General features: G+C 67.5%; 18 protein-coding genes and 2 pseudogenes. 14 read left to right on the plus strand and 6 right to left on the minus strand.

Annotation, left to right across the window (positions count from 1 at the left end; genetic code table 11):
• Positions 1 to 327: 327 nt before the first annotated feature.
• The 10 genes and pseudogenes from AC1PLS_RS02855 to glnE all read left to right on the plus strand — a co-directional run bounded on the left by AC1PLS_RS02855 (position 328) and on the right by glnE (position 15,378).
• The gene (locus AC1PLS_RS02855) at positions 328 to 2,505 is read left to right on the plus strand and encodes a translocation/assembly module TamB domain-containing protein (RefSeq protein WP_184432289.1); all 2,178 of its coding nucleotides are present in this window, start codon (positions 328 to 330) and stop codon (positions 2,503 to 2,505) included.
• A 204-nt stretch (positions 2,506 to 2,709) separates the two neighbouring features.
• A pseudogene (locus AC1PLS_RS02860) lies at positions 2,710 to 3,115 on the plus strand (hypothetical protein); the annotation flags it as partial.
• A gap of 218 nt (positions 3,116 to 3,333) precedes the next feature.
• Positions 3,334 to 5,124: pseudogene (locus tag AC1PLS_RS02865) on the plus strand (hypothetical protein); the annotation flags it as partial.
• A 420-nt stretch (positions 5,125 to 5,544) separates the two neighbouring features.
• On the plus strand, positions 5,545 to 6,054 hold the full coding sequence (locus tag AC1PLS_RS02870) for a sigma-70 family RNA polymerase sigma factor (protein WP_065032200.1): 510 nt from the start codon (positions 5,545 to 5,547) through the stop codon (positions 6,052 to 6,054).
• A 9-nt stretch (positions 6,055 to 6,063) separates the two neighbouring features.
• The gene (locus AC1PLS_RS02875) at positions 6,064 to 7,113 is read left to right on the plus strand and encodes a FecR domain-containing protein (protein WP_481104182.1); all 1,050 of its coding nucleotides are present in this window, start codon (positions 6,064 to 6,066) and stop codon (positions 7,111 to 7,113) included.
• Between the two features lie 117 nt (positions 7,114 to 7,230).
• Positions 7,231 to 9,762 carry a TonB-dependent siderophore receptor gene (locus tag AC1PLS_RS02880; RefSeq protein WP_184432283.1) on the plus strand — a complete coding sequence of 844 codons (2,532 nt, stop codon included), beginning with the start codon at positions 7,231 to 7,233 and terminating at the stop codon, positions 9,760 to 9,762.
• 64 nt (positions 9,763 to 9,826) lie between these two features.
• Positions 9,827 to 11,425, plus strand: a complete 1,599-nt coding sequence (locus AC1PLS_RS02885) for a PepSY-associated TM helix domain-containing protein (protein ID WP_260300061.1) — start codon at positions 9,827 to 9,829, stop codon at positions 11,423 to 11,425.
• Positions 11,422 to 11,745, plus strand: coding sequence for a hypothetical protein (locus AC1PLS_RS02890; protein WP_166771625.1), 324 nt, complete (start codon positions 11,422 to 11,424; stop codon positions 11,743 to 11,745). The genes AC1PLS_RS02885 and AC1PLS_RS02890 overlap by 4 nt, the downstream gene beginning before the upstream one ends.
• Positions 11,733 to 12,083, plus strand: coding sequence for a DUF3325 domain-containing protein (locus tag AC1PLS_RS02895; protein WP_166771626.1), 351 nt, complete (start codon positions 11,733 to 11,735; stop codon positions 12,081 to 12,083). Before AC1PLS_RS02890 ends, AC1PLS_RS02895 begins: the two co-directional genes overlap by 13 nt.
• A gap of 463 nt (positions 12,084 to 12,546) precedes the next feature.
• Positions 12,547 to 15,378 carry a bifunctional [glutamate--ammonia ligase]-adenylyl-L-tyrosine phosphorylase/[glutamate--ammonia-ligase] adenylyltransferase gene (gene glnE, locus AC1PLS_RS02900; RefSeq protein WP_481104183.1) on the plus strand — a complete coding sequence of 944 codons (2,832 nt, stop codon included), beginning with the start codon at positions 12,547 to 12,549 and terminating at the stop codon, positions 15,376 to 15,378.
• Between the two features lie 135 nt (positions 15,379 to 15,513).
• Here glnE and AC1PLS_RS02905 read toward each other — a convergent pair whose 3' ends face one another.
• The 4 genes from AC1PLS_RS02905 to AC1PLS_RS02920 all read right to left on the minus strand — a co-directional run bounded on the left by AC1PLS_RS02905 (position 15,514) and on the right by AC1PLS_RS02920 (position 18,945).
• Positions 15,514 to 16,071: a VUT family protein gene (locus AC1PLS_RS02905; RefSeq protein ID WP_024937878.1), complete on the minus strand. Its 558-nt coding sequence runs from the start codon at positions 16,069 to 16,071 to the stop codon at positions 15,514 to 15,516.
• 512 nt (positions 16,072 to 16,583) lie between these two features.
• Entirely contained in the window at positions 16,584 to 17,087 is a 504-nt protein-coding gene (locus AC1PLS_RS02910; RefSeq protein WP_126965236.1) for a hypothetical protein, read from the minus strand.
• Complete coding sequence (locus AC1PLS_RS02915; RefSeq protein WP_166771628.1) at positions 17,084 to 17,947, minus strand: DUF2145 domain-containing protein; 864 nt, start codon at positions 17,945 to 17,947, stop codon at positions 17,084 to 17,086. Before AC1PLS_RS02915 ends, AC1PLS_RS02910 begins: the two co-directional genes overlap by 4 nt.
• 50 nt (positions 17,948 to 17,997) lie before the next feature.
• Positions 17,998 to 18,945, minus strand: a complete 948-nt coding sequence (locus tag AC1PLS_RS02920) for a mitochondrial fission ELM1 family protein (RefSeq protein WP_184432273.1) — start codon at positions 18,943 to 18,945, stop codon at positions 17,998 to 18,000.
• Positions 18,946 to 19,081: 136 nt separating this feature from the next.
• Between AC1PLS_RS02920 and AC1PLS_RS02925 the strand changes: the two genes are divergently transcribed.
• Positions 19,082 to 19,672: a malonic semialdehyde reductase gene (locus AC1PLS_RS02925; RefSeq protein WP_481104184.1), complete on the plus strand. Its 591-nt coding sequence runs from the start codon at positions 19,082 to 19,084 to the stop codon at positions 19,670 to 19,672.
• A gap of 229 nt (positions 19,673 to 19,901) precedes the next feature.
• Entirely contained in the window at positions 19,902 to 20,633 is a 732-nt protein-coding gene (locus tag AC1PLS_RS02930) for a YceI family protein (RefSeq protein ID WP_080716308.1), read from the plus strand.
• 169 nt (positions 20,634 to 20,802) lie between these two features.
• Here the strand turns inward: AC1PLS_RS02930 and AC1PLS_RS02935 are convergent, their stop codons facing one another.
• Together AC1PLS_RS02935 and AC1PLS_RS02940 are read right to left on the minus strand one after the other, a co-directional pair.
• On the minus strand, positions 20,803 to 21,591 hold the full coding sequence (locus AC1PLS_RS02935; protein WP_104593766.1) for a siderophore-interacting protein: 789 nt from the start codon (positions 21,589 to 21,591) through the stop codon (positions 20,803 to 20,805).
• Between the two features lie 355 nt (positions 21,592 to 21,946).
• Positions 21,947 to 22,489, minus strand: coding sequence for a PadR family transcriptional regulator (locus tag AC1PLS_RS02940; protein ID WP_481104471.1), 543 nt, complete (start codon positions 22,487 to 22,489; stop codon positions 21,947 to 21,949).
• Between the two features lie 193 nt (positions 22,490 to 22,682).
• Here AC1PLS_RS02940 and mdcA point away from each other — a divergent pair, with 193 nt between their 5' ends.
• Positions 22,683 to 24,329 carry a malonate decarboxylase subunit alpha gene (mdcA, locus tag AC1PLS_RS02945; RefSeq protein WP_478203486.1) on the plus strand — a complete coding sequence of 549 codons (1,647 nt, stop codon included), beginning with the start codon at positions 22,683 to 22,685 and terminating at the stop codon, positions 24,327 to 24,329.
• Between the two features lie 9 nt (positions 24,330 to 24,338).
• On the plus strand, positions 24,339 to 24,656 hold the full coding sequence (mdcC, locus tag AC1PLS_RS02950) for a malonate decarboxylase acyl carrier protein (protein ID WP_016902872.1): 318 nt from the start codon (positions 24,339 to 24,341) through the stop codon (positions 24,654 to 24,656).
• Positions 24,657 to 25,099 lie beyond the last annotated feature (443 nt).

The raw sequence follows: 25,099 nt of genomic DNA on the forward strand, positions 1-25,099 counted from the left end.
ACCATGGTGCAATGCAACTGTGCGGATGGCCGCAACTGCGTGCGAAGCGGGCTGTTGCGTGGCAGGTCGGTTGGGGCAATACATCGACGCTGCGTCCGCTTTCGTTGCCGCATCTGCAGCCTGGCGTCGGCGTTGCCGCCGGCGGGCCGGCGGTTATCTGGCGAGCGCGTGCCGGTACGCCCTGTCACACTCCTGCACTGCAGCGCCAACCGTCAACGCATCCCGGCTGCCGTACAGCGCGGGTGGTGACGCGCTACCGGCCATGTTCACGCCTCGCCGCCAGCGCAACCGCGATAGTGGCGACAGACTCGACTTCTGCCTGCGCCCATGTCCTCTCTTCGCGACCGCTTCCAGCGCTGGCCCCGGCCAGGGCGCATCGCAGTGGTCGTGCTGGTGGCGCTGTATGCGCTGTATCTGCTGGCCGGCAACCTGTTTCTCAACACGCCGCTGTTCGATGCCGTCACCAACCGGCAGCCGCATAAATTCACCATGCAGACCGGCCCGGCACTGACCGTGTTTCCGGGGCAGGTGATGGCCTGGAACGTGCGCATGCGTGGGCAGGCCAACCGCACCGTGTACGTGTTTCACGCCGACCGCGCCAATGCGCGCGTGGCCTTGCTTGCGCTGTTGCGGCGCGAGGTGCGCCTGCCCTGGCTGCATGCCACCGGCCTGGAAGCGGAAGTGGAAACCTCCGACACGCCCATTCCGCCACCGCCGCGCGGCGATCAGGGCTGGACGCTGCGCTTCGATGCGATCACCAGCAACAGCATCCGCAGTGCGCGCCTGGGCAAGTTGCTAATCGCCGGGCAGGGCCACGGCAGCGTCGGCTTCCTCAAGCAGCTCAAGGGCGGCCCGTCGGAGCTGTTTCCTTCCGAAGCGGGCTTTCGCGATGCGGTGGTCAGCTATGACGGGGTGCAGGTGTTCAATGGCGCGCAGCTGGATGCGCAATTCCAGTTTCCGCGCCATTACCGCGACCAGGCGCCTGGCCTGCGAAAGCTCGGCATTACCCATGCGCGCCTGCAGCTGAAGGCGGCGACCGTGGCGTTGAAGATCGACACCGGCGCGCCGCACGTGGACATCCGCAGCGGGCCGTCCGCGGCGCGGGTGGAGGCCGACATCACGCTGGATCGCGGCACCCTGCAGGAAGGCAGCCATGCTGTCTGGCGTCTGCCATTGATGGCTGGCGTCGGCGCGACCGACCGCGGCATGCTGGCGCTGCAGCTGGACGTGGCGCGCGACATCCGTGTGCAGGCACGCCTGCCGCGCGACGAGAAGACGGGCAGCGAACTGCAGGCCGATCTGCGCATCGCCGGACGCAGCATTCCCTTCCAGGATCCTGCGCAGGTACTGCCGCGCCTGTCCGGGCAGGTGCGTGGGCGCTGGCAGTTCGAATCGCTGAACTGGATCGCCGAGCTGTTCGTGCGCAAGCCCTGGTTCCAGCTCGCAGGCGGCGGCCTGGTCGAGGCCGACCTGCGGCTGGCGCAGGGCCGGCTCGCCAGCGGCAGCAGCCTGGAGATTCCGCGTGTGGAAGCGGTGGCGCAGGTGTTCGATACGCGGCTGGCCGGTATCGCCAAGGCGCATGGACGCATCGACGATGCCGCCACGCCGCAGGCGCACCTGGAGGTGAGCATTCCCACCTTCAAGGCCGCACCGCGCGATGCGCCCAGGCAGGTCCTGCTGGACGGCCGCGATCTGCAACTGGCCATGCATGGCGATGCCGAACTGGCGCGCCTGCGCGACACGCTCAAGGCACAGCTGCGTTTCAGCGATGCGCGCGTTCCCGATCTCACCGTCTACAACCGTTACCTGCCCGGCAAGAACGTGCGCCTGCTCGGCGGCAGCGGCAGCCTGACCGGCGATGTGGCGCTCAATACCGCCGGCGATGTGGGCAGCGGCCACGCCAACCTGCGCGGGCAGGGCGCGCACCTGGCGCTGGCCGGCGTGCAGATGCGTGGCGATGCCGAATTGCAGGCGCAGCTGCAGCGTGCCGATTTCAAGAACAAGTTCTTCGACCTCAGCGGCACGCGCGTGCGCCTGCGCAATATGCGTGTGGGCGACGACAGCAGCGATGCCAACTGGTGGGGGCAGATGCAGGTCGGTGCCGGCACCATCCAGGCCAGCGCACCGTTCCAGGTGGATGCCGACGCGGCGATCCGCATGCGCGATGTCGCGCCGCTGCTGGCGGTGTTTGCGCAACGTGCCGACTATCCGCGCTGGGTACTGGGCTTGCTGGATTCGGGCGAGCTCGACGCCACCGGCAGGGTACGTTGGCGCAAGCAGCAGCTGCTGATCGACGACCTGCATGCGGAGAATGCGCGGCTGTCGCTGCGTGCAAGGCTGGCCTTGAACGATGAGCAGCGGCGCGGCGATCTGTATCTGCGCTGGGGTGTGCTGGGCGCCGGGATCGAACTCGATGGCAAGCAGCGCCAGTGGCATCTGGCCGGCGCGCGCGAGTGGTACGACGCGCAGCCGGGGTTGTTGCCGGGGGTATCGAAGGCGAAGTAAGCGGCTCGTGGTTTGAGGCTTGCGTAATGCGGCCAGCTTTGCCGTCTTCGACGAGGCGTGCGCACACTGCCGGGCGTGTAGGACATCCACTGCACACCGGGCAGCCTGCCGGTGCCCAGCCGCAATCGCCGCTGCGCACCGCGCTCACGGTTTCCTTGGCACACTGCGCCACGCCGCGTGCGCGGTCTTCAGGAGCCTGCCGTCATGACGATGCCTGTTCGCGCCCGCTGGCAGACCTTGCCCCGCCTGGTGCGTTGGCCGTTGCTGGCGTTCCTGGTGGTGTACGCAAGCTATCTGCTGCTCGGCAACCTGTTGCTCAACACGCCACTCGGGCCGGCCGCGCTCAATCGCAAGCCGGACCGGTTCACCATGCACTGGGGCCCGGCAGTGACCTGGTGGCCGGGCCGGCTGACGCTGTGGAAGGTGGAGTTGCAAGGCCGCTCCACACGCACCCGCTGGAACGTCAGCGCGCAGCGCATGAGCGGGCAGGTGCGGCTGTTGCCGTTGCTGCATCGGCAGTTGCTGGTGCCGGAGCTGCATGCGCACGGTGTGCGCGGCGGCATGCAGGCGGCTGTACCCACAGCTGTTACCGTGGCGACGCCAGCGCCGGGGACAGCGCCGAACACGCAGGTAGCTGCCGCGCCAGCGGCTGACGCAGCCGGTACGCCGCAGCCAACGACCGCGCAGGACAAGCCACCCACACGCACCCCAGACCTCGCGGCGAGCACGCAGCCGCCCACACGGACGACTGACTTAGCCATTCGGGTGCCGAAATCCTCTGGGGTCGCCAATACCGCTGGCGCACCCGCAGGTCCCGCATCGACCGCTCCGGCCTGGACCCTGCAGTTCGACCGCATCGTCGCCGATCAGGTGCAGGCAGTGACGCTGCGTCAGCTGCGGATCGAAGGCGATGGTCAGCTGCAGCTCGGTCTGTTCAAGCAGTTGCGTGGCGGGCCGATGGAAGTGTTTCCCTCGCAGGCGCGCTTCGACAACGCACGCATGCGCTGGGGTGACAGCGAAGTGCTGCGCAACGGCCAGCTGCGCATCGAAGCCAGCATCGCGCGGCATGCGCCGGAGCAGGCACGTGGGCTGGCCATGCTGCAGCTTGCCGATGCACAGGTGAGCGTGCATGGCGACACCGCCGCACTGGATGTCGTACGTAATGCCCAGGGGCGCCACACGCTCTCCACACGCGCCGGCACGGGGCGTGCGGATGGGCAGTTGCGCTGGATACGTGGCGCCTTGCAGCCCGGCAGCCAGCTGCAATGGCGCGCACCCCTGCACGACAGCATGCGCACGCCGGCCGCCCTGCTGGGCGAGCTTGCAGCGCAACTGCAGGTGGATCAGGACATGCGCCTGCAGGTGAGCATGCCCGAGCCGGCCGATGCCGGGCTGACCCTGGATGCGGATCTGCGCGTGCAGGGCCGGCAGCTGCCGCTGCAATCGATGCGCAGCCTGCTGCCGCGCACCTCCGGGCATGCGCGCCTGCACTGGCAACTGTCCTCGCTGAGCTGGATTCCGGCGCTGTTCCCGGACGTGGACTGGCTGACGCTGGAAGGCGACGGGCTGGTGGATGCGGATCTGCGCATCGATCGCGGCCAGCTCGGTACCGGCAGTCGCCTGCAGGTGCCGCACGTGCGTGCGCATGTCGGCGTGATGGGGCATGCGATCGATGGGCAGGCCAGTGCCGACCTGCGGGTGAGCGCCGATGCGAACGGGCAGCTGCTGCCGGCACTTGCCTTGCAGATGCAGCAGTTCTCCATTGCGCACAGCGATGCGCCCACGCGCCCGTTCGTGCAGGGCCGCGATCTGCGTCTGGACCTGCAGACGCGCGCCGATGCACGCAACCTGGCCACGCTGCGCGACGCCACGCGCGCGCATCTGGTGTTCGCCAATGCGCGCGTGCCGGATCTGCGTGCCTACAACCGCTATCTGCCGCAGCAGCAACTGCGCTTCGATGGCGGCAACGGTGTGCTCAGTGGCGATCTGCAGATCGAACCCGGTGGGCGTATCGGCAAGGGTGGCTTGCGCATCGGTGCGCGTGCGGCGCGGCTGCAGTTTGCCGGCCTGGCACTGCGTGGCGATGTGGATGCGGATCTGCGCTTGCAACGCGGCGATCTGCGTGCGGAAAATTTTCGCCTCGACGCCAGCACCATCCAGCTGCGCAATATCGGATTCACCGGGCCGGATGGTCAGCGCCGCGATGGCTGGTGGGCGCGCATCGTGCTGGAGGACACCCGCATGCAATGGCACCAGCCGGTCGGCATGGATGGTCGCGTGCGCATCCAGGTGCGCGATCTGGAGTTCCTGATGGCGCTGTACGCGCGCGACCGTTCGATTCCGAACTGGATGCTGCGGCTGGTGGATGCAGGCCAGGCGCAGGTGACCGGGCGCGTGCATTGGCAGGGCGACACCGTCATCGTCGATCGCTTGCAGGCGCGCAACCAACGCTTCCAGGTGGATGCGCGCCTGCGTTTGCAGGGCAGCCAACGCAGCGGCAGTTTGCTCGCGCGCTGGGGCATGTTGAGCGCAGCGGTGGGGTTGCGCGGCCAGACCCCGGAATGGCATCTGCTGCGTGCACCGGAGTGGTACCAGGCCCAGCCCGATCTGCTGCGCTGAGGTCGCCGCGCGCCAGTGCGGTGTGAAGGAAAAAGCGCCAGTTCTGTACTGCCTGGTGTTGTTTTGCAGTGCAGCGTGCAAGTGGCGTTCGGGGCGCGCACTATGATCCTGCATCCCGACGTGGGGGAGGGAGCAAAGCCCGCTGGCAGTTCGCTGCAAGCGGGCTTTTTTATTGCCTGAAGCTTGGCCAGTCAAGCCACTTGGCCTCCGCTCAGCGCGCGAAACGCCTAGTTGTTGAAGGCTTGCCCAGGCGACTGCCGGGTCGCTTTGAGCATCAACCGCCTACATGTTCTCGATCCGCGTGATGGGGGTGGCCAGCGGCCGCGCCTGCATACGTCGCCGGCTTCCGATAGAATGAGATCAATTCTCATTTATCGCCGGGCGCCTTGCCGCCTGGGTCCAGCCGTCCAGGAGGTCATCGTGTCGGTCACGCAAGGCGCGCTTCATCAGCAGGTGGAGCGCCTGTACACCGACCACCATGGCTGGCTGCAGGGCTGGCTGCGGCGCAAGCTGGGCGATGCGTTCGTGGCTGCCGACCTGGCGCAGGACACCTTCATCAGCGTGATCAGCGCGGGCGCCGCCGACGAGATCCGCGAGCCGCGCCCGTTCCTGGCCACCATCGCGCGCCGGCTGATGGCGCACCGGCAGCGGCGCAAGTTGCTGGAAACCAGCTACCTGGAACTGCTGGCTGCGCTTCCAGAGGAATTGGCGCCGTCGCCGGAGCTGCAAGTGCTGGCGCTGGAAGCGGTGCAGCAGGTGGACCAGGCGCTGGATGGCCTGCCGCCCAAGGTGAAGGAAGCCTTTTTGCTGGCGCATCTGCAGGAGCTGAGCTACGCGCAGATCGCGCAGCGGCTGGGCGTGTCCAGCAGCTCGGTCAAGCAATACCTCACGCGTGCCAACCGGCATTGCCTGTTCGCCCTGTCGGCGTGAGCTGCACGGATGGCTGATGCCGCTTCACCTCGTGCGCGCACCGCTGCCGGCCAGCGCGCGCCGCTGGCCGGCGGGCAACCGATCAGCGCCGAGGTCGCCGACCAGGCCGCGCAGTGGCTGACGGTGCTGATGTCCGGCACTGCGAGCGAGGTGCAGCTGCAGTGCTGGCAACAGTGGCGCGATGCGCATCCGGACCACGCGCGGGCGTGGGCGCATATCGAGGCGGTGACCGGGCGGCTGAAGACGCTGACCCCGCAGGCGGCCTATCGCAGCCTGTCGCCGTATGCGGGCAGCAACGGCCAGGCATCGCCTGGCCGGCGTAAGGCGCTGAACCTGCTGCTGTGGGGCGGGGTGGCCGGGGCCACCGGCGTGCTGGCCTCGCGCACCGAACGCTGGCAGCGCGCCACCGCCGATTACGCCACCGCGACCGGCCAGCGCCGCGAGGTGCAGTTGCAGGACGGCAGCCGCATCACCCTCAACACGCGCAGCGCCATCGATGTGCGGTTCGATGCGCAGCAGCGGCTGCTGCAGTTGCTGGCCGGCGAGATCATGGTGACCACCGCGCATGCGCTGGGAGCGGGTCACGACGCGCGGCCGTTGCTGGTGCGCACCGCGCAGGGCGATATCCATGCATTGGGCACGCGCTTTTGCGTGCGCCAGGACGAACACGCCACCCGGCTGAGCGTGCTGGAAAGCGCGGTGGAGGTGCGGCCACATGCGGCCGCGCAGGCCGTCGGGCGCGTGCAGGCAGGGGAGCAGTGTCGGTTTACCGCCGAGGCGCTCGGCGCCATCGCGCCGGTCGATGCACAGGCCGCGGCCTGGGTACGCGGGCAGCTGATCGCCGACGAGTGGCGCCTGGATGCCTTCATCGCCGAACTCGACCGTTATCGCGCCGGGCTGCTGCGCTGCGACCCGCAGGTGGGCAGCCTGCGCGTCTCCGGCGTGTTCCCGCTGGACGACACCGACCGCATCCTGGCAATGCTGCCCAGCGTGCTGCCGGTGCGGGTGAGCCGGCGCAGCCGTTACTGGGTGACGGTGCAGGCGGCCGGGCAGGCCTGAGGCGCCGCCAGCCGGCCGTCGCCGAAAAAACTTTGCATCCGGGCTGCCCGATCGCCGCAGTTGTGGCACCTCCCCAATGACGGTGTCAGTGCGACACCAAACCTTTGTGGGAACAGCATGTCGATCACTGCCCGCCGCCGCGGTCAACTTTCCTCTTCGTCGTTGCAGCGCAACGCCCTGGTGCAGGCCGTGCAGCGGCCGCTGGGCACGGCCGTGGCGGTTGCGCTCTGCAGCCTGGGCGTGTGTGCGGGCATGCCCGATGCCATCGCCCAGACCGCGCCTGCCACGCAGGATGCACGCCAGGCCTACCGCATCCCCGCCGGCCCGTTGGCGCCGGCGCTGCGTGAACTGGCCGGTTCGGCCAACCTGTTGCTGAGCTTCACCGCCGCGCAGACCGACGGCAAGACCACCGCCGGGCTGGATGGCAGCTACACCGCACCGGCCGCCCTGGCTGCGCTGCTGGCGGGCAGCGGCTTGCAGGCCGTGCCGTTGCAGACCGGCGGCTACGTGTTGCGCGCCGCGCCGCAGCTGAGTACGAGCAATAGCGAGGTGGACGCGTGGCTGCTGCCCACCGTCAAGGTGACCGCGCAGGCCAACCGCAGTGCGACCACCAGCGGCACCGGCAGCTATACCGCGCGCGCGGTCAGCATCGGCCGCGGCGAGCAGTCGCTCAAGGACATCCCGCAGTCGATCAGCGTGGTCACCCGTCAGTTGATGGACGAGCAGAACATCACCTCGGTCTACGACGCGCTGGCCAGCACCACCGGCATCACCATCGTGCAGAGCCCGCAGGGCGGCAAGTACATCTATTCGCGCGGCTTCGACATCACCACCGTGCAGTACGACGGCGTGCCGCTCAATCGCGGCATGTACGGCCGCGCAAGCAACTACAGCGCCAACATGGGCATCTACGATCGCGCCGAAGTGCTGCGCGGTGCGGCCGGCCTGCTGCAGGGGGCGGGCAATCCCGGTGGCGCGGTGAACCTGGTGCGCAAGCGCCCGCTGGATGTGCCGGGCGTCAGCGTGATGGTGCAGGGCGGCAGCTGGGATCGCTACGGCGCCCTGATCGATGGCAGCGCCAACCTCAGCGCCGATGGCGCATTGCGCGCGCGCGGAGTGATCGATTACCAGGACCAGCGCTCGTTCGTCGATGGGGTCACGCGCCGCACGCCCACCTATTACGGCACGCTCGACTACACGTTCTCGCCGCAGACCCAGCTCAGCCTGGGCGTGAGCTACGAACAGGTGGAAGGCCGGCCGTTCTTCGGCGGTCTGCCCAGTTTCAGCGATGGCCGCGATATCGGCCTGCCACGCCAGACCAATCTGGGTGCCGCATGGAACCGGCAGTCCTCGTCCAATCGCGGGCTGTATCTGGACCTGGACCATCGCTTCAATGCCGACTGGGTGTTCAAGCTCAGTGCGGTGCAGGTACGCGAGCTGCACGATCTGAAATATGCCAGCTCCAGCCGCGCGATCAATCCGGCCAACGGCACCGGCGCGCTGCTGGCCGCGCGCACCATTTCCGATGCGGACGCCTTCGGCTTCGACGCCAATGTGATCGGGCAGTTCAATGCACTGGGGCGTAGGCACGAGTTGGTGATCGGCAGCAACTTCGCCGAGACCACCGTGGATACGGTCTACGGCAGCAAGAACAACTTCCAGACCTTCAACGTGTTCAATCTGCAGCGCAATGTGCGGGCGATCAGCGATGCGGAAATCTTCGCCAATGCACGCGAGGCCCGGCATGGCACCTCGCGCGAATTCGGCCTGTACGGCGCACTGCGCTGGCAGCTGACGGATCCGTTGAGGGCCATCGTCGGCACCCGCGTGAGCTGGCACGACACCCTGTGGAACACCACCACCACCGGACTGTCGCCATCGCAATCGATCGAGCACACCCGCGAGACCGGGCAGGTCACACCGTATGCCGGCCTGTTGTACGCCTTGAGCCCGACCTGGTCGGCCTACGCCAGTTATGCGGACATCTTCCAGCCGCAGAACGCGCAGACCGAAGCCGGCGAGATGCTCAAGCCGATGACCGGTGCCAACTACGAGCTTGGCATCAAGGGGGAGTGGCTGGACGGGCGCATCAACAGCGCGTTTGCGCTGTTCCAGATCGAGCAGAAAAACCGTGCCCAGGCCGACCTGACCACCAGCCCCACCTGCCGCAACAACGATTTCTGCTACATCGACAGCGGCAAGGTGCGCAGCCGCGGGTTCGATGCCGAAGTCAGCGGCGAGGTGCTGCGCGACTGGAACGTGTTTGCCGGTTACACCTTCAACCGCACCACCTACCTGCAGGATGTCAGCAGCCAGGGCCAGACCTTCAACAGCTACACGCCCAAGCACCTGCTGCGGGTATGGACCACCTACCGTCTACCGGGCGTGTTGCAGGACGTCATCGTCGGTGGCGGTGTCAGCGCGCAGAGCGCGGCGTATCGGCAGATCGGCACTGCCACCGCGCCGATCCAGGGGCGTGCGGTCTGGAATGCATTGGCGCGGTACCAGGTCAACCGGCAATGGTCGGTGGCGGTCAATCTCAACAACGTGTTCGACAAGCACTACTACAACACCTTGTCGAGCTTCGTTAACGGGCGCTATTACGGCGAGCCGCGCAACGTGATGGTGACCCTGCGCGGCGCGCTGTGATGCGGGCACCAGCGCTGCGGTGGCGCCTGGCGCGTGCCGGATGAAAGAAGGCTTTCGCCAAAGCATGGCCTGGCTGCACACCTGGTGCGGCCTGAGCTGTGGCTGGTTGCTGTGCGCGATCTTCCTGACCGGCACGCTCAGCGTGTTTCGCGATCCGATCACCAGCTGGATGCAGGGCACACCGGCCTTGCCGAGTGCGAGCACGCAGACGGTCCTGTCGGAAGCAGCGCTGGTGCCGCGTGCACTGGCGCAGTTGCATCAGCTTGCGCCACAGGCACGCCTGTGGCGGATCACCTTGCCCGCGCAGCTGGGTGAGGCGCTCACGCTGTCCTGGCGGACACCAGACGGCCAGGATCAGGCAGCGCTGGACCCCGGGAGCGGCGAGCTGCTGCCGTCTCCGTGGGGCCGGCAGACCGAAGGCGGCCGGCATTTCATGAGCTTCCACTACACCTTGCATGGCGGCATTCCCGGCTATTGGCTGGTGGGCTGGGTGTCGCTGTGCGGGCTGATCGCGCTGGTATCCGGGGTGATCGTGCACAAGCGGATCTTTCTGGATTTCTTCACCTTCCGCCCGGGCAAGGGACAGCGCTCGTGGCTGGACGCGCACAACGCCACGGCGGTGCTGACGCTGCCCTTCCTGCTGATGATCGTCTACACCGGCCTGGCGTATTTCTACACCAGCTACATGCCCGCGCCATTGCACGCACTGTATGGCAGCGACGAGGACGCCTACACGCGTTACGCCGATGCTCTGTCGCCCGCAGTGCCTGCGGCCAGCACAGACGAAGCAGCAGTCAACAACGTGCCTGCCTATCTGCCGGAGCTGGTGCAGCGTGCAGACTCGCTTAACTCTGCGCCCGCGCAAACGCTGGTGATCGAGCGGCCCGATCAACCCGGCAGCAAGCTGCGCGTGATCGCGCGCGTGGCCGCGACCGGCAGCTCGCGGCGCCTGCTCAACCCAGCCAATAGCGTGGTATTCGACGCGAACAGTGGCGCGCTGCTGGAGCGGCACGCGGATGCCGCACGCACGGACCTGCACGCGCAGGATGTGGAAGAGGTCGTCAAGACCTTGCACGTGGCGGGGTTCGGCGGCTGGACCAGCAAATGGCTGTATTTCATCTGCGGCCTGGCCGGCACCTTGATGATGGCCACCGGCACCTTGCTGTTTTCGATCAAGCGGCGTCGGCGTAGCGAGCAGGAGTTCGGCGCGGCCACCGCCGGCATCTATCGGGTGGTGGAAGCGCTCAATGTCGCCGCGCTTGCGGGAACCGCCTTGGCGAGCATTGCGTATTTTTATGCCAACCGCCTGGTGCCGATCGCGCAGGCCGGGCGCAGCCAGATCGAGATCCACGCATTCCTGTGGGTCTGGGCGGCCACGCTGCTGCATGCGCTGCTGCGCCCGCCCGCGCGCGCATGGGTGGAGCAAATGGCGATGACGGCGCTGCTATGTGTCGGCTTGCCGCTGCTCAATGCGGTCACCACCGGGCAGCATCTGGGCGTGTACCTGGCTGCCGGCGACCTGCAGCGCGCCGGGGTCGAGTTGGTTTCGCTCGTCTTCGGCATTGCATTTGCTTACGCGGCATATCGGGCCCATCGCAGCGCAGTGCGACCGGTGCCGACACGCGCCAGGCGTGGTGCCCCTGTCGCGATGGATGTGTTGTGAAGCGTTCTTCAAGCACCGCATCGGTGACGCGCTACCGCTGGTCGGTTGCCGGTCGCGTGCTTGCTGCCAGTATCGGCGGCTATGCGCTGACCTCCACCGGCTGCAGCGTGCTGGCGCAGCTGCTGTCGCGATTTGCCGGCGTGTCGCCTGCGGTCTCGGTGCTGAGCACGACCTTGCTGAGTTTCGCCATCTACGCCGTCGTCGTGCTGTGGATGTTTCGTGCGCGCAGTGCATTGCGCATGTGGGGCTGGCTGGGCGTGGGTATCGTCGTGCTGGGCGGTGCGAGCTGGTTGCTGGGACATCCGCCATGGATGGGCTGATCACCGCGCTGCTGGGCACCGCGCTCTGCCATGCCGCACTGATGGCCCTGGCCGTGGCGATGCATCGCCATTACGAGCAGCTCACCGGCCGCCGCACTGCGCCGGTCATGCAGCGATGGTTGCTGCGTGCGATGGCTGTCTGTCTGTTGATCGCCGCGCTGGTGCTGTGCGTGCTCGCTTGGGGCGGAGCGGTGGGCACCTTGTTGTGGCTGGGGTTTGCCAGCGTGGCCGCCCTGTGGGTGGCGTTGGGCCTGGCGTACGCGCCGCGCTGGAGTGCGTGGCTGGCAGTGCTGCTGGGCTGCGTCGCATGCGGGGTGATTGGTTGGCGTGTGCTGTAGCTTGCTGTTGTTTGAAGGCCACACACACCGACCAGCTTGACTGGTCCTTGCCCGTCCACCGTCGCGTAAGCGCCTACATGGGCGTACTTGCGGCGTGTCCTGCGATGGTGGGCGGGCAAGGGCCCTGCAAGGAAGCCTCAGATCACATGCTTCGCCTCTGCTTGACCGCCTCATCCGGCCTGAGCGCAAACAGCCGGCTTTCGAACTCTGACGCTGTTTCAACACGCGATACCTTCACCACTTCCGGGACACGTCATAAATCATCCGTGGAGTTCCATGGCTGCATCCATACGGCCAAGGAGCCCGCAACCAGTGAGGACATCACGCCCGCCGACATGACCGCATGTTGATGGGACTACACGCAGCGCGGTGGTAAACCCGGTAGTTGCATTGCTGCCTCTAGACACCGCTGGATCAACCGTAGACACGTGCCGCCATCGCGCAGGGATGCCAGAATCGGCGCATGTCGCTGCCTACCTCATCCGTGTCTCCTGCGCTCACCGCCCTGATCGAGCGGGCTGTGACGCGTGTCCGTCATGCCGTGCCGGCCGACCAGCCCTGGCCGGGCGATGACTTCGCTCGGCAGCTCGAACAGGTCGCGCTCGCCAGCGAGTTTGCGCTCGATACCTTGGCGCGTCAGCCGGCATTGCTGCAGCACCTGGCGCAGCCGGATCCACCGCCGTTGCCACTACCGGTGCTCGACCCCGCACAGCCCCAGGCCTGGCCGGCGCAATTGCGGCGCTACCGCAGTGCCGAATCCACGCGCCTGGTCTGGCGCGATGTGCTCGAACTGGACAGTGTCGATGCCACCCTGGCCGGTGCCACCCGCCTGGCCGAAACCTGCCTGCAATGTGGGCTGCAGGCATTGGAGCAGCAGTTCCGCGACCGCCATGGCCAGGTGATTGCCGAAGACGGCAGCGTGCAGCGGCTGGTGGTGTTCGGGCTGGGCAAGCTCGGTGGTGGCGAGCTGAATTTTTCCTCGGATGTGGATCTGGTCTATGCGTATCCGCAGGGCGGCCAGTCCGACGGTGCCCGCCCGTTGGCGGCGGAGGAATATTTTGCGCGGCTTGGCCAGCAGCTGGCCAAGCTGCTCGACGAGACCACGGCCGATGGATTCAGCCATCGCGTGGATCTGCGTCTGCGCCCGTTCGGCACGGCCGGGCGCGTGGCCTTGTCGTTCACCGGCATGGACCAGTACTTCCAGCGCGAAGGACGCGATTGGGAGCGCTATGCCTGGCTCAAGGCGCGCGCGGTGGCCGGCGATATCGATGCCGGCGAAGCCTGGCTCGAGACGCTGCGCCCCTTCGTCTACCGGCGCTATCTGGACTTCACCGCACTGGACGGCCTGCGCGAGATGAAGGCGGCGATCACTGCCGAAGTCGCCCGCCACGATCGTCTGGACGACATCAAGCGCGGGCCGGGCGGCATCCGCGAGATCGAGTTCCTGGCGCAATCGCTGCAGCTGATTCGCGGTGGGCGCGAGCCGAGCCTGCGCGAGCGTCGCCTGCTGCCTGCCCTGCAGGCGCTGGTGGAGGCAGGCCAGATCGATGCGGACAACGGGCATGCATTGACCGAGGCGTATCGCTTCTTGCGCCGGCTTGAAAATCGTCTGCAGATGTTGCGCGACGCACAGACCCATGCCTTGCCGCAGGCGCCGCTGGATCGCGAGCGCATCGCGCTGGGCCTGGGTTATGCGGATTGGCCGGCACTGCTGCAGGCACTCACTCCGCAACGCGCGCGCGTTGCCGCCGAATTCGCCGAGCTGCTGGCACCGCGCGTGCGCGCCACCGCCCCCGATGCGCTTGCCGACTACTGGCGCGCCTTGCCGGAAGGCGATGCCGCGCCGCTGGCCGGCATCGGACTGCACGATCCAGCCGGCGCGCATCAGGTGCTGGCCGATTTTGCGCAGTCCTCAGGCGTGCGTGCGCTCTCCGATACCGCAAGCGCGCGGCTGGACCGCGTCATGCCGGCGCTGCTGCATGCGGCCACCCGCGCCAGCCAGCCGGATGCCGCCGTGCGCCGCGTGCTCGGCCTGCTGCAATCCACCTTGCGCCGCACCAGTTACCTGGCCTTGCTGGACGAACAACCCAGCGCGCTCGCACGCCTGGTCGATGTGCTCTCGCGCAGCGCCTTGCTGGCCGAGCGCCTGGCTGCGCATCCGCTGTTGCTGGACGAACTGCTCGACACCCGCATCAGCGGTCCGTTGCCCGACCGCGATGCGTTGCACGCCGCGTGCCTGGACACCTTGCAGATCGAGGACACCGAAGCGGCGCTGCGCGAACTCAACGAGCGTCGGCTCGCCTTGAGCTTCCGCATCGCACTGGCCACGCTCGATGGCCGCCAGCAGGCGGTGGACAGCACCCAGCAACTGGCCTGGCTGGCCGAAGCGGTGGTGCAGACGGTGCTGCAGCTGGCGCGCCGCGAACTGATCGCCGCGCACGGGCAGGTGCCGGGCGGTGCGTTCGCCATCATCGGCTACGGCAGTCTGGGCGGCCTGGAGCTGGGCTTCGGCTCGGACCTGGATCTGGTGTTTCTCTACGACCATCCACGCGAAGTGGAAGCCTCCGATGGCAAGCGAGCGCTGGAAGCCGGGCGCTGGTTTGCGCGGCTGGCGCAGAAGGTGATGACACTGCTGGCCGCCGAAACGGGCGCCGGTCGTCTCTACGAGATCGATGTGCGGCTGCGCCCGGATGGTGGCAAGGGCGCGTTGGTGTCATCGCTGGCCAGTTACCGCGACTACCAGCGCGAGCGCGCCTGGACCTGGGAGCATCAGGCGCTGGTGCGTGCACGTGCGGTGGCCGGCGATGCGGCACTGTGCGCGGCCTTCGCGCAGGTGCGTGCCGACACGCTGACACGCGTGCGCGACACCGCCGTGCTGCACGAGGACGTGCGCAAGATGCGCGCGCGCATGCGCAGCGAACTGGATCGCAGCGATGCGGGGCGGCTGGATCTCAAGCAGGGCGCCGGCGGCCTGGTCGATCTGGAATTCGTGCTGCAGGCCGGCGTGCTCGGCCAGGCCGCACAGCATCCGGCGCTGCTGCTGGCCTGCGCCACGCCCGCCTTGATCGATGCGTTGGTGCAGGTGCAATGGCTGCCGGCCGAGCGTGCCGCACCGCTGCACCAGGCGCATGCCACCTTGGTGGAAGCGGGCCTGAGTTGCACCCTGGATCGCCGGCCGCGGCTGATCCCGCCAACGCCTGCCATCGAGCAGGCACGGCACAGCATCTTCACTACCGCGCACGCGCAAGGGCTGGAGTTTCCGCTCGGCAAGGACGCGGCGACGCTACCGCCTTGAGTGGCCGGTAGCTGGCGTTGCAAGGTGAGACGCGTGCGGCACGCAGACCGGGTTGGCAGAAACGCGGGTGCGTTGGAATGGCGTCCCTGCACCGCGCCTGGTGTTGGCCTGATTGCCGGTGCGCAGGCGAGCCGGTCAGCCCTGCGGGCGCGGCGCACTGCGCCACAGCAGTGCGCGGAACGGGCCGAGCAGGAACACACCCATGCCCAGCTTCACCGCCAGGTCGCCGGCCGCCCAGCTGATCCATGGCAGGCCAGCGCCGGCAAAGGCGATGCTCCAGAAGATCGTCGTATCCAGCGTGGCGCTGCAGGTGGTGGCCACGATCGGTGCACGCCACCAATTGCCACTGCGCAGCCGGTCGAACACGCTGATATCCAGCAACTGCGCAGCGATGAAGGCGGTGCACGAGGCCGCCGCGATGCGCGGGGTGGCCAGCCAGAGCGACAACACCACCGCCAGCGCAAAGCCGCACCAGGCGACCTTGCGCGCCGCGCGCGGGCCGAAGCGGCGATTGATCAGGTTGCTCACCAGAAACGCCAGCGGATACGAGAACGCACCCCAGGTCAGCCAATCGTTGATCGGGTACTGCACCAGGATGTTGGACAACAGCACCACCGCGCCCATGGCCAGGACCGCCCACGCCAATGCGCGCGCGGTGAGTGGGGCGAACGGCGTCGGCGCGGTGCTGGACATGACGGTGCTGCAGTGACAGGGCAATGCGGATTATCCGCGCGTTGGCGTATGTGGGCCAGTGCGCCAATGCGTATGCACGACACGGCCGCGTGCTGCTGGTTCAACCACCGTGCCGGTCAATGCATGGCCGCCAGCATTGGTGAGTGACGCGGTGCGGATCGCTCGTGCTCGCGCAACCGCGTGATGCGTGAGCACTCCGGCGTTGCGCTGTGCTGCCGTTTGAGCGCATGCCGGCGCTCACCAGGTCAATTTGCGCCTATAGCGTTACCGATTACGGCGCGATCAGCACGCTGGCAATTACCTGCGTGCGTATATGCGTGCCACGCATCGGCGCGCCAAGGTTCTGCAACGGCACGTGGCCGTACGCGTCGGTGATCAACAAGCCATCGCGCAGGCAGTTCGGCAGACAGTGGAAAATGCCTCTGCGCGCACGGCACATAGCGCCGTATCCGCAACGGTGCGTCAGTGACGCGCCATCCTGGCCGACAGCGTCGGCAAGCGGCTTCCCTGCATCACCAGGTGGTGCTGCTGTTCTGCGCGGCGGATTCTGCGGTCGGCACGAATGCCAGCGCCTGGCCTTGGGGCGATTGCACCGTCCAGCCTGCACCAGCCGGGCTCGGCTGGAAGGTCACCGTCTCGCCAACGCGAAAGCCCGCAGTCGGATCGTCCTGGCGGGCCGGCCAGCGCAGCAGCGCGGTGTTCTCGGCGTTTGCCGGATCCTGCAACTGCACCTGGCAGCCGCCGTCAGTCTTTTTTTCCACCGACTTCACCCGCATTGGCGGCAATGGCCCGGCCGAGGCCTTGTGCGATGCGTCGCTCAAGGCTTCCGAGCCTGCGATTGCACTATGGCCCAGCGCCAACGACACAAAGTACGGCGCGGAGATCACCAGGATCGCCGACATCGCCGAGGCATCGCCACGGGTGATCGTGGTCAGGCCCGCACGGGCCTGCATCGGCTGGCCAAACGAGATGGCCAGCAGCAGCCCGAGGCCGGCAGATCGAAGAGGGATGTTCATGGAGATGCTCCGTGCGTGGCAACGCTGTGTGGAATGGCTTGGTCCTGCTGCAGCATGTGTTGCTGCTGCAGGAAATCGAACACCGACTCGACCGTGATCACCGAATAATTGCCGGAGATGCGCTCGCCGGCGGGATGGTCGGTCACTGCGGCATTGGCGACGAAGAAACGGGCGCCGATGCGCTTGCTCAGATCCAGATGCAGGCGCGTAGGTTGGTAGCCATTGCGTTTGAGCCAGGCTTGCGCGCTGCGTCGATCGCTCACCGGTGCAGCTGTCGCCTCTGCTGCGTTGGTCGCCGCCAATGCCGCCGCCAGTACTTCGAGCACCCACTGGTTGGAATTCTGATAATCGGTGGAGAACGGGTAGGCGATCATGCTGTAGCGCGCCTCGTGCAGCGCATGTGCCAGCGTGGCCGGATCCTGCAGCAACGTGCGCAGTTGCTGCTGCAGCGCCGGTGCCGGCACGCCAACGCGCAGATCGGCAGTGAGGGCAGTTTCGCCGATGAAGTTGCTCAGGCCCTCGTGATACAGCGCGGAGTTGTCCGACTTGCAGTGATTGAGCAGGTGTTTCACCCGCCAGGTGCCGTCGTCCTCGCGTAGCGCGAAAGCCAGATGGCTGTGTTTCAGACCATAGCGGCTCAGATCCTGGCCGCCGCGTGCCAGCAGCACGACCTGCGCACCGTCCACTGCATCCAGCGCCTGTTGGGTGGACCTGGCCATGTCGAACATCGCCGCCAGCGTGGCGGGCGTTGGATAGTGCGGAGTGCACACCGGCGCGGCGAAGGCGGGGAGTGCGCACGTCAGGGAGACGAGCAGCAGCGCCGTTGCAGGCCAACCGCGCCGTTTATGTGCAAGTTGCATGGGGAGTGCAGCGTCCTTGTGTCTGCCCGGTGGCATCGGCGGCGGCACCATCATACGTGCAGGCGCGCACGCACCAGTGCGGCGATGCGCTGGGTTTCGCGCAATGGATGCAGCTGCGGCGGCGCTGCGAAAACATCGCCGGCATCGCACAGACGGCCACGCGCCTGCAGTGCCCGCACATACGTCGCCACCCGTCCCTGCGCCTGTCCGGCAAACGCCGCTGCCACCGGGACCCGCGTGGCGCAGGCTTCGGAGAGCAGGTTGACCGAGTCGGCACTGGCCACGATTGCATCGGCCCAGCCCAGCAGGCCGGCGTATGGGTTGGGCCCGTCGTGCTCGTCGCACCACAGCAGGCCTGGCAGGCCTGCATGCAGCTTGCGCAGCGTTGCGATCGCCTCGGGCGGCGTGCGTCGTGAGGTGGTGACCAGCAGGCTGCCGCCGGCGGCGAGCACCTGCGCGCGCAGGTGCGTGCACAGTGCCGCAAGCGCTTCGGTGGTCCAGGGCAGCTGCGTGGTGGGGCCGCCGATCAACAGCGCCAGGCGCGGGCCGGGCTGCACGCCGAGCGCGGCGAAGGCGGTGCGCCCGGCGGCCAGCCAGGCATCGTCCACCGGGTGCAGGCTGCCGAGCAGGGTGAGCACGTTGGCGCCACGCAGCGCATCGTGCTCGGGCACGACCAGCAGATCCCAGTGGCGCGGGTCCAGGCGCGGATCCAGCAGTTGCACCACCTGGCTGCCGCGCGTGCGCAGCAGCCGGGTGGCCAGCGCGGCCTGGCGCCCGCAGCCGATCGCCAGCGCCGGCGGCTGCTGCAATTGCCGGGCGAAGCCGGATCCAAATGCCGCCTGCGCGCCCGGCAACAGGCGCGGTGCGGCCCAACGCCATGGCGCGCGGGCCTGCAGATGCAGCGCCGTGACCGGTGCGGAGTGCAGCGCCTGCGCCAAGGCCTCGGCCTGGCGTGCATTGCCGGCGCGGCCGTCGCTGACCGCCCAGGTCAGCGCCATCGTTTCAGATCCGACATAGATTTGTTTCAGATTGAGCGTGTGTTGCCGCAATCGCGTCACTCTACACTGCGGGTCTTCACGCTGGCGCCGGTGCTGCACCCTACTGTCGCCCATTCCCTTGCTTCCCGGAGTCTCCATGTCCGACTTGCTCGACGCTGCCGCGCTGGATCAGCTGTTTCGCACCGCCCGCACGCAAAACGCCTTTCTCGACAAGCCGGTCAGCGAGGCGCAGCTGCGCGAGCTCTACGATCTGCTGAAGTGGGGCCCGACCGCCGCCAACGGGTCGCCGGCGCGTTTCGTGTTCGTGACCACGCCGGAGGGCAAGCAGAAGCTCAAGCCGGCACTGTCCGAGGCCAATGCCATCAAGACGCTGGCCGCGCCGGTCACGGTAATCATCGGCTCCGATGAGCAATTTCACGAAAAACTGCCGTACCTGTTCCCGCATGCCGATGCCAAGAGCTGGTTCGAAGGCTCGCGCGAGATGCGCGTATCCGGCGCGTTCCGTAACAGCTCGCTGCAGGGCGCCTACCTGATCCTGGCCGCGCGTGCGCTGGGTCTGGATGCCGGCCCGATGTCCGGCTTCGACAATGACAAGGTGGATGCGGCGTTCTTTGCCGGCACGCCGATCAAGTCCAACTTCCTGGTCAATCTGGGCTATGGCGATCCGGCCGGGCTGTTCCCGCGGCTACCGCGGCTGAGCTTCGACGAAGCCGCACGCATCGAGTAACAGCGGCTGGCACCGCGGCTGCGCGCACCGTCGGGCGGGCGCAGCCGGCGCTCCGGCAGGCAGGAGCCACGTACACTCCGGCTTCGGGGCGCGCCACCCGCACCACCTGACGACCGCGCCTTGTGCAATCCGCCCCGGGCGCCTGTTTCGATTTTCCTGCAGTCCTCGTCCGTCTGCGTCTGTTCCATCCGCGTTGATCCAATGCGGTCCCTCATCTCAAGGAGTTTCAATGAAGACCACCCACAAACTGTTGCTGCCGCTCGCCCTGACCCTGGCCATCGCCGCCTGCTCCAAGCCGGCCGACAACGCCGCCGCGCCGGCCGCTGAAACCCCGGCCGCCACCGCACCGGCCGATGCCGCTGCCACCACCCCGGCCCCGGCTGCTGCGCCGGCTGCCTCGACCGCGCCGGCCGTGGAAGTGGCCTCCGGCACCTACACGCTGGATCCGAGCCACACCGACGTGATCGCGCAGTGGAGCCACTTCGGCTTCTCCAACCCGAGCGCGCATTTCGGCAATGTCGACGGCACCCTGGTGTACGACGCGGCCGACGTGACCAAGTCCACCGTGCAGGTCACCCTGCCGCTGTCGGGCCTGAACAGCTTCACCGCCAAGTTCGACGAGCACCTGAAGAGCGGTGACTTCTTCGACGCGGCCAAGTTCCCGACCGCCACCTTCAAGAGCACCAAGGTCGAAGCGGCCGGCCCCAACAAGCTGACCGTCACCGGCGATCTGACCATCAAGGATCAGACCAAGCCGGTCGTGCTGGACGTCACCCTCAACGGTGCCGGCGAGCACCCGATGAAGAAGGTGCCGGCCGCCGGTTTCGACGCCACCACCACCATCAAGCGCACCGACTTCGGCGTGGGCCAGTACGCCCCGAACGTCAGCGACGAAGTGAAAATCCGCATCACCACCGAAGCCCTGCAGGCCAAGGCCGGTGACGCTGCTGCTGCCAAGTAAGGCGCAGCGCAGTCGATGCATCGGTGCGAGCGATCGCACCGATGTGCGGAACGCGAAAGCCCGCCAATCGGCGGGCTTTTGCTTGAGCGTAACCGCCCGACTTTTGTAAGAGCGGCCCAGGCCGCGACAGCTCCACCCTCCGCCCCGCCACGATGCGCACGCCAACGCCTCACTCCGCAGCAGGATTCGCCTTCCAGTAGCCCTTCGCGCGCACCGAGTCCTTGTCCACGCCCATGTGCTCTTCCAGAAACTTGCGCATCGCACGCGCGCGCATGGATTCAGTACCGATCCAGTAGAACGTGTCGCCGTCGTGCGGCTCGTAATCGCGCAGGCTGTCTTCCAGCAACGTGCTGCTGGCGGCATCGAAGCCGTTGCGTTCCAGCCAATACACCTCCACCTCGGCGGCGCTGAGCAGCTCCTGGCGCTCGGCCGCATCGGCAATTTCGATAAAGACCTCTGCATGCATGTCGGCGGGCATCGCTTCCAGCCAGCGGCCGATCGCGGGCAGCGCGGTTTCATCGCCGATCAGTACGTAGTGGTCGTAGTCGTCGGCAACCAGGAACGAGCCGCGCGGGCCGCCGATCTTCAGCGTGTCGCCGGGCTGTGCCTGCGCCGCCCAGCTGGAGGCCACGCCGTCGCCGTGCAGCACGAAGTCGATGCTCAGCTCGCCGCTTTGCGGATCGAATGCGCGCGGGGTGTAATCGCGGCCGGGCGAGGGCAGCGCGCCTTCGGCATAGCGCGGGCCCTCCGGCGTCATCGTCGGCAGCACGAAGGCGCCATCGGCATTGGGGAAGAACAGCTTGACGTGATCGTCCGGTGCCTCGCTCTGAAAACCGGCAAGCTCGCTGCCGCCAAACACGATGCGGCGCATCTGCGGCGTCAGCGATTCGCAACGCACCACCTGCACGGAGCGCAGGCGCGGATCGCGGCGGAGTTGGGTGTGGGTGTGGATGGCCATGTAGTGCGATTCCTGGATGTGGCGCGCAGATGCGCGGCGGGGGAGTGACTGCAAACGGTGATGCGACGATCTGGCCAGCGAGCTGGCAAAGAACAGCGGGTGTTGCTCAGTCTTCTCCCATCGGGAGAAGGTGCCCCGCAGGGGGGATGGGTGCGGGCGAAGCCGCGTGCATCTGCCAACCAAGCAAGGTCGATGTCGTGCAGCGACACGCTGATCAAATCGCAGAACAGCGCAGGGACAGCAATGCATGCATGCCACTGACGCCGCGCAACGCAACCACCGCGATGACGCGTCACTGCCGCAAGTCGCATTCAAACCGGTATCGGTTGGCTTCGGATCACGGCGATAGACGTACTCAGCCGTCGTCGCGCTCCATGCCGTCAGCGGCGGCGTTGAGTAGCGCGGCAATGCGTGTGGTTTCTGCATCCGTCCATTGCCCGTGCCGCGCAAACAGACTGTGCTTGATGCGGTGGATGGCCTCGCGAATCGGTGCCGGGGTCTGTGCCTTGATCAGCTCGCGCGCGCGGCGGTGGGTGCGGGCCAGTGCCGCATCCAGTGCATCGCGGTGCTGCGCCGCATACGTACGGCCGGAGGCGGTGACCTGATAGCGCTTGCGTCCTTCGTCCAGCGCGGCCTGCACCCAGCCATCGGCTTCAAGCTGCGCCAGCGCCGGATAGATGGCGCCCGCACTGGGCGTGTACAGGCCTTTGAACAGCGCAGTGATCTGCCGCATCAATTCGTAGCCATGGCGCGGCTGTTGCTCGATCAGCGCCAGCAGCAGCAAGCGCAGGTCGCCATGTTCCAGAGGCCGTGCGCGCCCGGCGCCACCGCGACGCGTCGCACTGGGCGCTGCGGATGGATCGAGCTCGCTCGGCAGGTCGTCGTGGTGGGAGCGCATCGTCATTCGATATATCGAAGTATGGCGAAAAGATATATCGAAGTGTACTGGTCCGCAAGCGCCTGCCTGTCGCCCGGCTGACCGGCCTGGCTATCCCTGCCGCCCAGGCTGCAACGCGGCTGGACACAGCCGGCCTCCATAATTACGATGTAATTACTTCGACATTACGGGCTTGGCCCGGTGAGGCAGACGCATGAGTCGACAGTGGGACACCCAGGCCGAAAGCCGGCGCCAGCGCCTGCAGCGCGCCGCAGCCCTGGCGCCGCAGGGGCGCGTGGTGGCCCCCAACGACGTGGTGGCGCTGCTGGAGGCGGTGATCGAACCCGGCGACCGCGTCTGCCTGGAAGGCAACAACCAGAAGCAGGCCGACTTCCTGGCGCGCTGCCTCACCGAGGTGGACCCGGCGCGCGTGCACGACCTGCACATGGTGCAATCGGTGTTGTCGCTGCCCGCGCATCTGGACGTGTTCGAGCGCGGCATCGCCAAGCGGCTGGACTTCTCGTTCTCCGGCCCGCAGGCCGCGCGCCTGGCCGGGCTGGTCGGCGAGGGCCGCATCGAGATCGGCGCCATCCACACCTACCTGGAATTGTTCGGCCGCTATTTCATCGACCTGACCCCGCGCATCGCGCTGGTCACCGCGCAGGCCGCCGACCGCCACGGCAATCTCTACACCGGCCCGAATACCGAAGACACCCCGGTGATCGTGGAGGCCACCGCGTTCAAGGGCGGTATCGTGATTGCGCAGGTCAACGAGATCGTCGACACGCTGCCGCGCGTGGACATCCCGGCCGACTGGGTGGACTTCGTCACCCAGGCGCCCAGGCCCAACTACATCGAACCGCTGTTCACCCGCGACCCGGCGCAGATCTCCGAGATCCAGGTGCTGATGGCGATGATGGCGATCAAGGGCATCTACGCCGAATACGGCGTGGACCGGCTCAACCACGGCATCGGCTTCGACACCGCCGCGATCGAATTGTTGCTGCCCACCTATGCCGAATCGCTGGGGCTGAAGGGCAAGATCTGCCGGCACTGGGCGCTCAATCCGCATCCGGCGCTGATCCCGGCGATCGAATCGGGCTTCGTGCACTCGGTGCATTCGTTCGGTTCGGAACTGGGCATGGAGGCCTACATCGCCGCACGCCCGGACATCTTCTTTACCGGTGCCGACGGCAGCATGCGCTCCAATCGTGCGTTGTCGCAGACCGCCGGCTTGTATGCCTGCGACATGTTCATCGGCTCCACCCTGCAGATCGATCTGCAGGGCAACAGCTCCACCGCCACGCGCGACCGCATCGCCGGTTTCGGCGGCGCGCCCAACATGGGCTCGGACGCGCGTGGCCGCCGGCACGCCAGCGACGCCTGGCTCAAGGCCGGGCGCGAGGCGGCGCGCCCCGGCGAGATGCCGCGCGGACGCAAGCTGGTGGTGCAGATGGTGGAAACCTTCCGCGAGCACATGGCGCCGGCCTTCGTCGACAGGCTCGATGCCTGGGAGCTGGCCGAGCGCGCCAACATGCCGCTGCCGCCGGTGATGATCTACGGCGACGACGTCAGCCACGTGCTGACCGAAGAAGGCATCGCCAACCTGTTGCTGTGCCGCAGCGCCGAAGAGCGCGAGCAGGCCATCCGTGGCGTGTCCGGTTACACCGCCGTCGGCCTGGGCCGCGACAAGCGCGCGGTGGAAAACCTGCGCGATCGCGGCGTCATCAAGCGGCCGGAAGACTTAGGGATTCGTCCACGCGATGCCACGCGCGACCTGCTCGCCGCGCGCACGGTCAAGGACCTGGTGCGCTGGTCCGGTGGGTTGTACGACCCGCCGAAACGTTTTCGCAACTGGTAGGGGCACAGCATGGAAACCCTGCGGTATCGCTTCGATGGTCAGCATGGCGCACGCGCCGGGCTGGACCATGCGCTGGTCGGCGTGGTCGCCTCCGGCAACCTGGAAGTGCTGGTCGAGCGCGTGCCGCTGGACGGCGCGATGGAGATCGAGATCCTCACCGCCGCGCGCGGGTTCGGCACCATCTGGCAGGCGGTGCTGGACGATTTCGCCGCGCGCCATCCGCTGCGCGATGTGCGCATCAGCATCAACGATGTCGGCGCCACGCCGGCGGTGGTGAGCCTGCGCCTGGAGCAGGCGCTGGACGTCCTGCAGGGAGCCGCCGCATGAGCCACCCCTCTCACCCCGTAGGAGCGCACCAGGGCGCGCCGGGCTTTCCCGGTAACGCCGCAGTCGCGCCCGGGTGCGCTCCTACGCGCGTCGTCGAGAGCACCACTGTCGATAGTGCCGAGCGCAGCAATCCCGTAGGAGCGCACCAGGGCGCGACGGGCGTTCCCGGTAACGCCGCAGTCGCGCCCGGGTGCGCTCCTACGCGCGTCGTCGAGAGCACCACTGTCGATAGTGCCGAGCGCAGCAATCCCGTAGGAGCGCACCAGGGCGCGACGGGCTTTCCTGGTAACGCCGCAGTCGCGCCCGGGTGCGCTCCTACGCGCGTCGTGGGGAGCACCACTGTCGATAGTGCCGAGCGCAGCAATCTTGTAGGAGCGCACCAGGGCGCGACGGGCTTTCCCGGTAACGCTGCAGTCGCGCCCGGGTGCGCTCCTACGCATGTC

It is taken from the genome of Xanthomonas sp. NCPPB 3218, assembly GCF_056725185.1.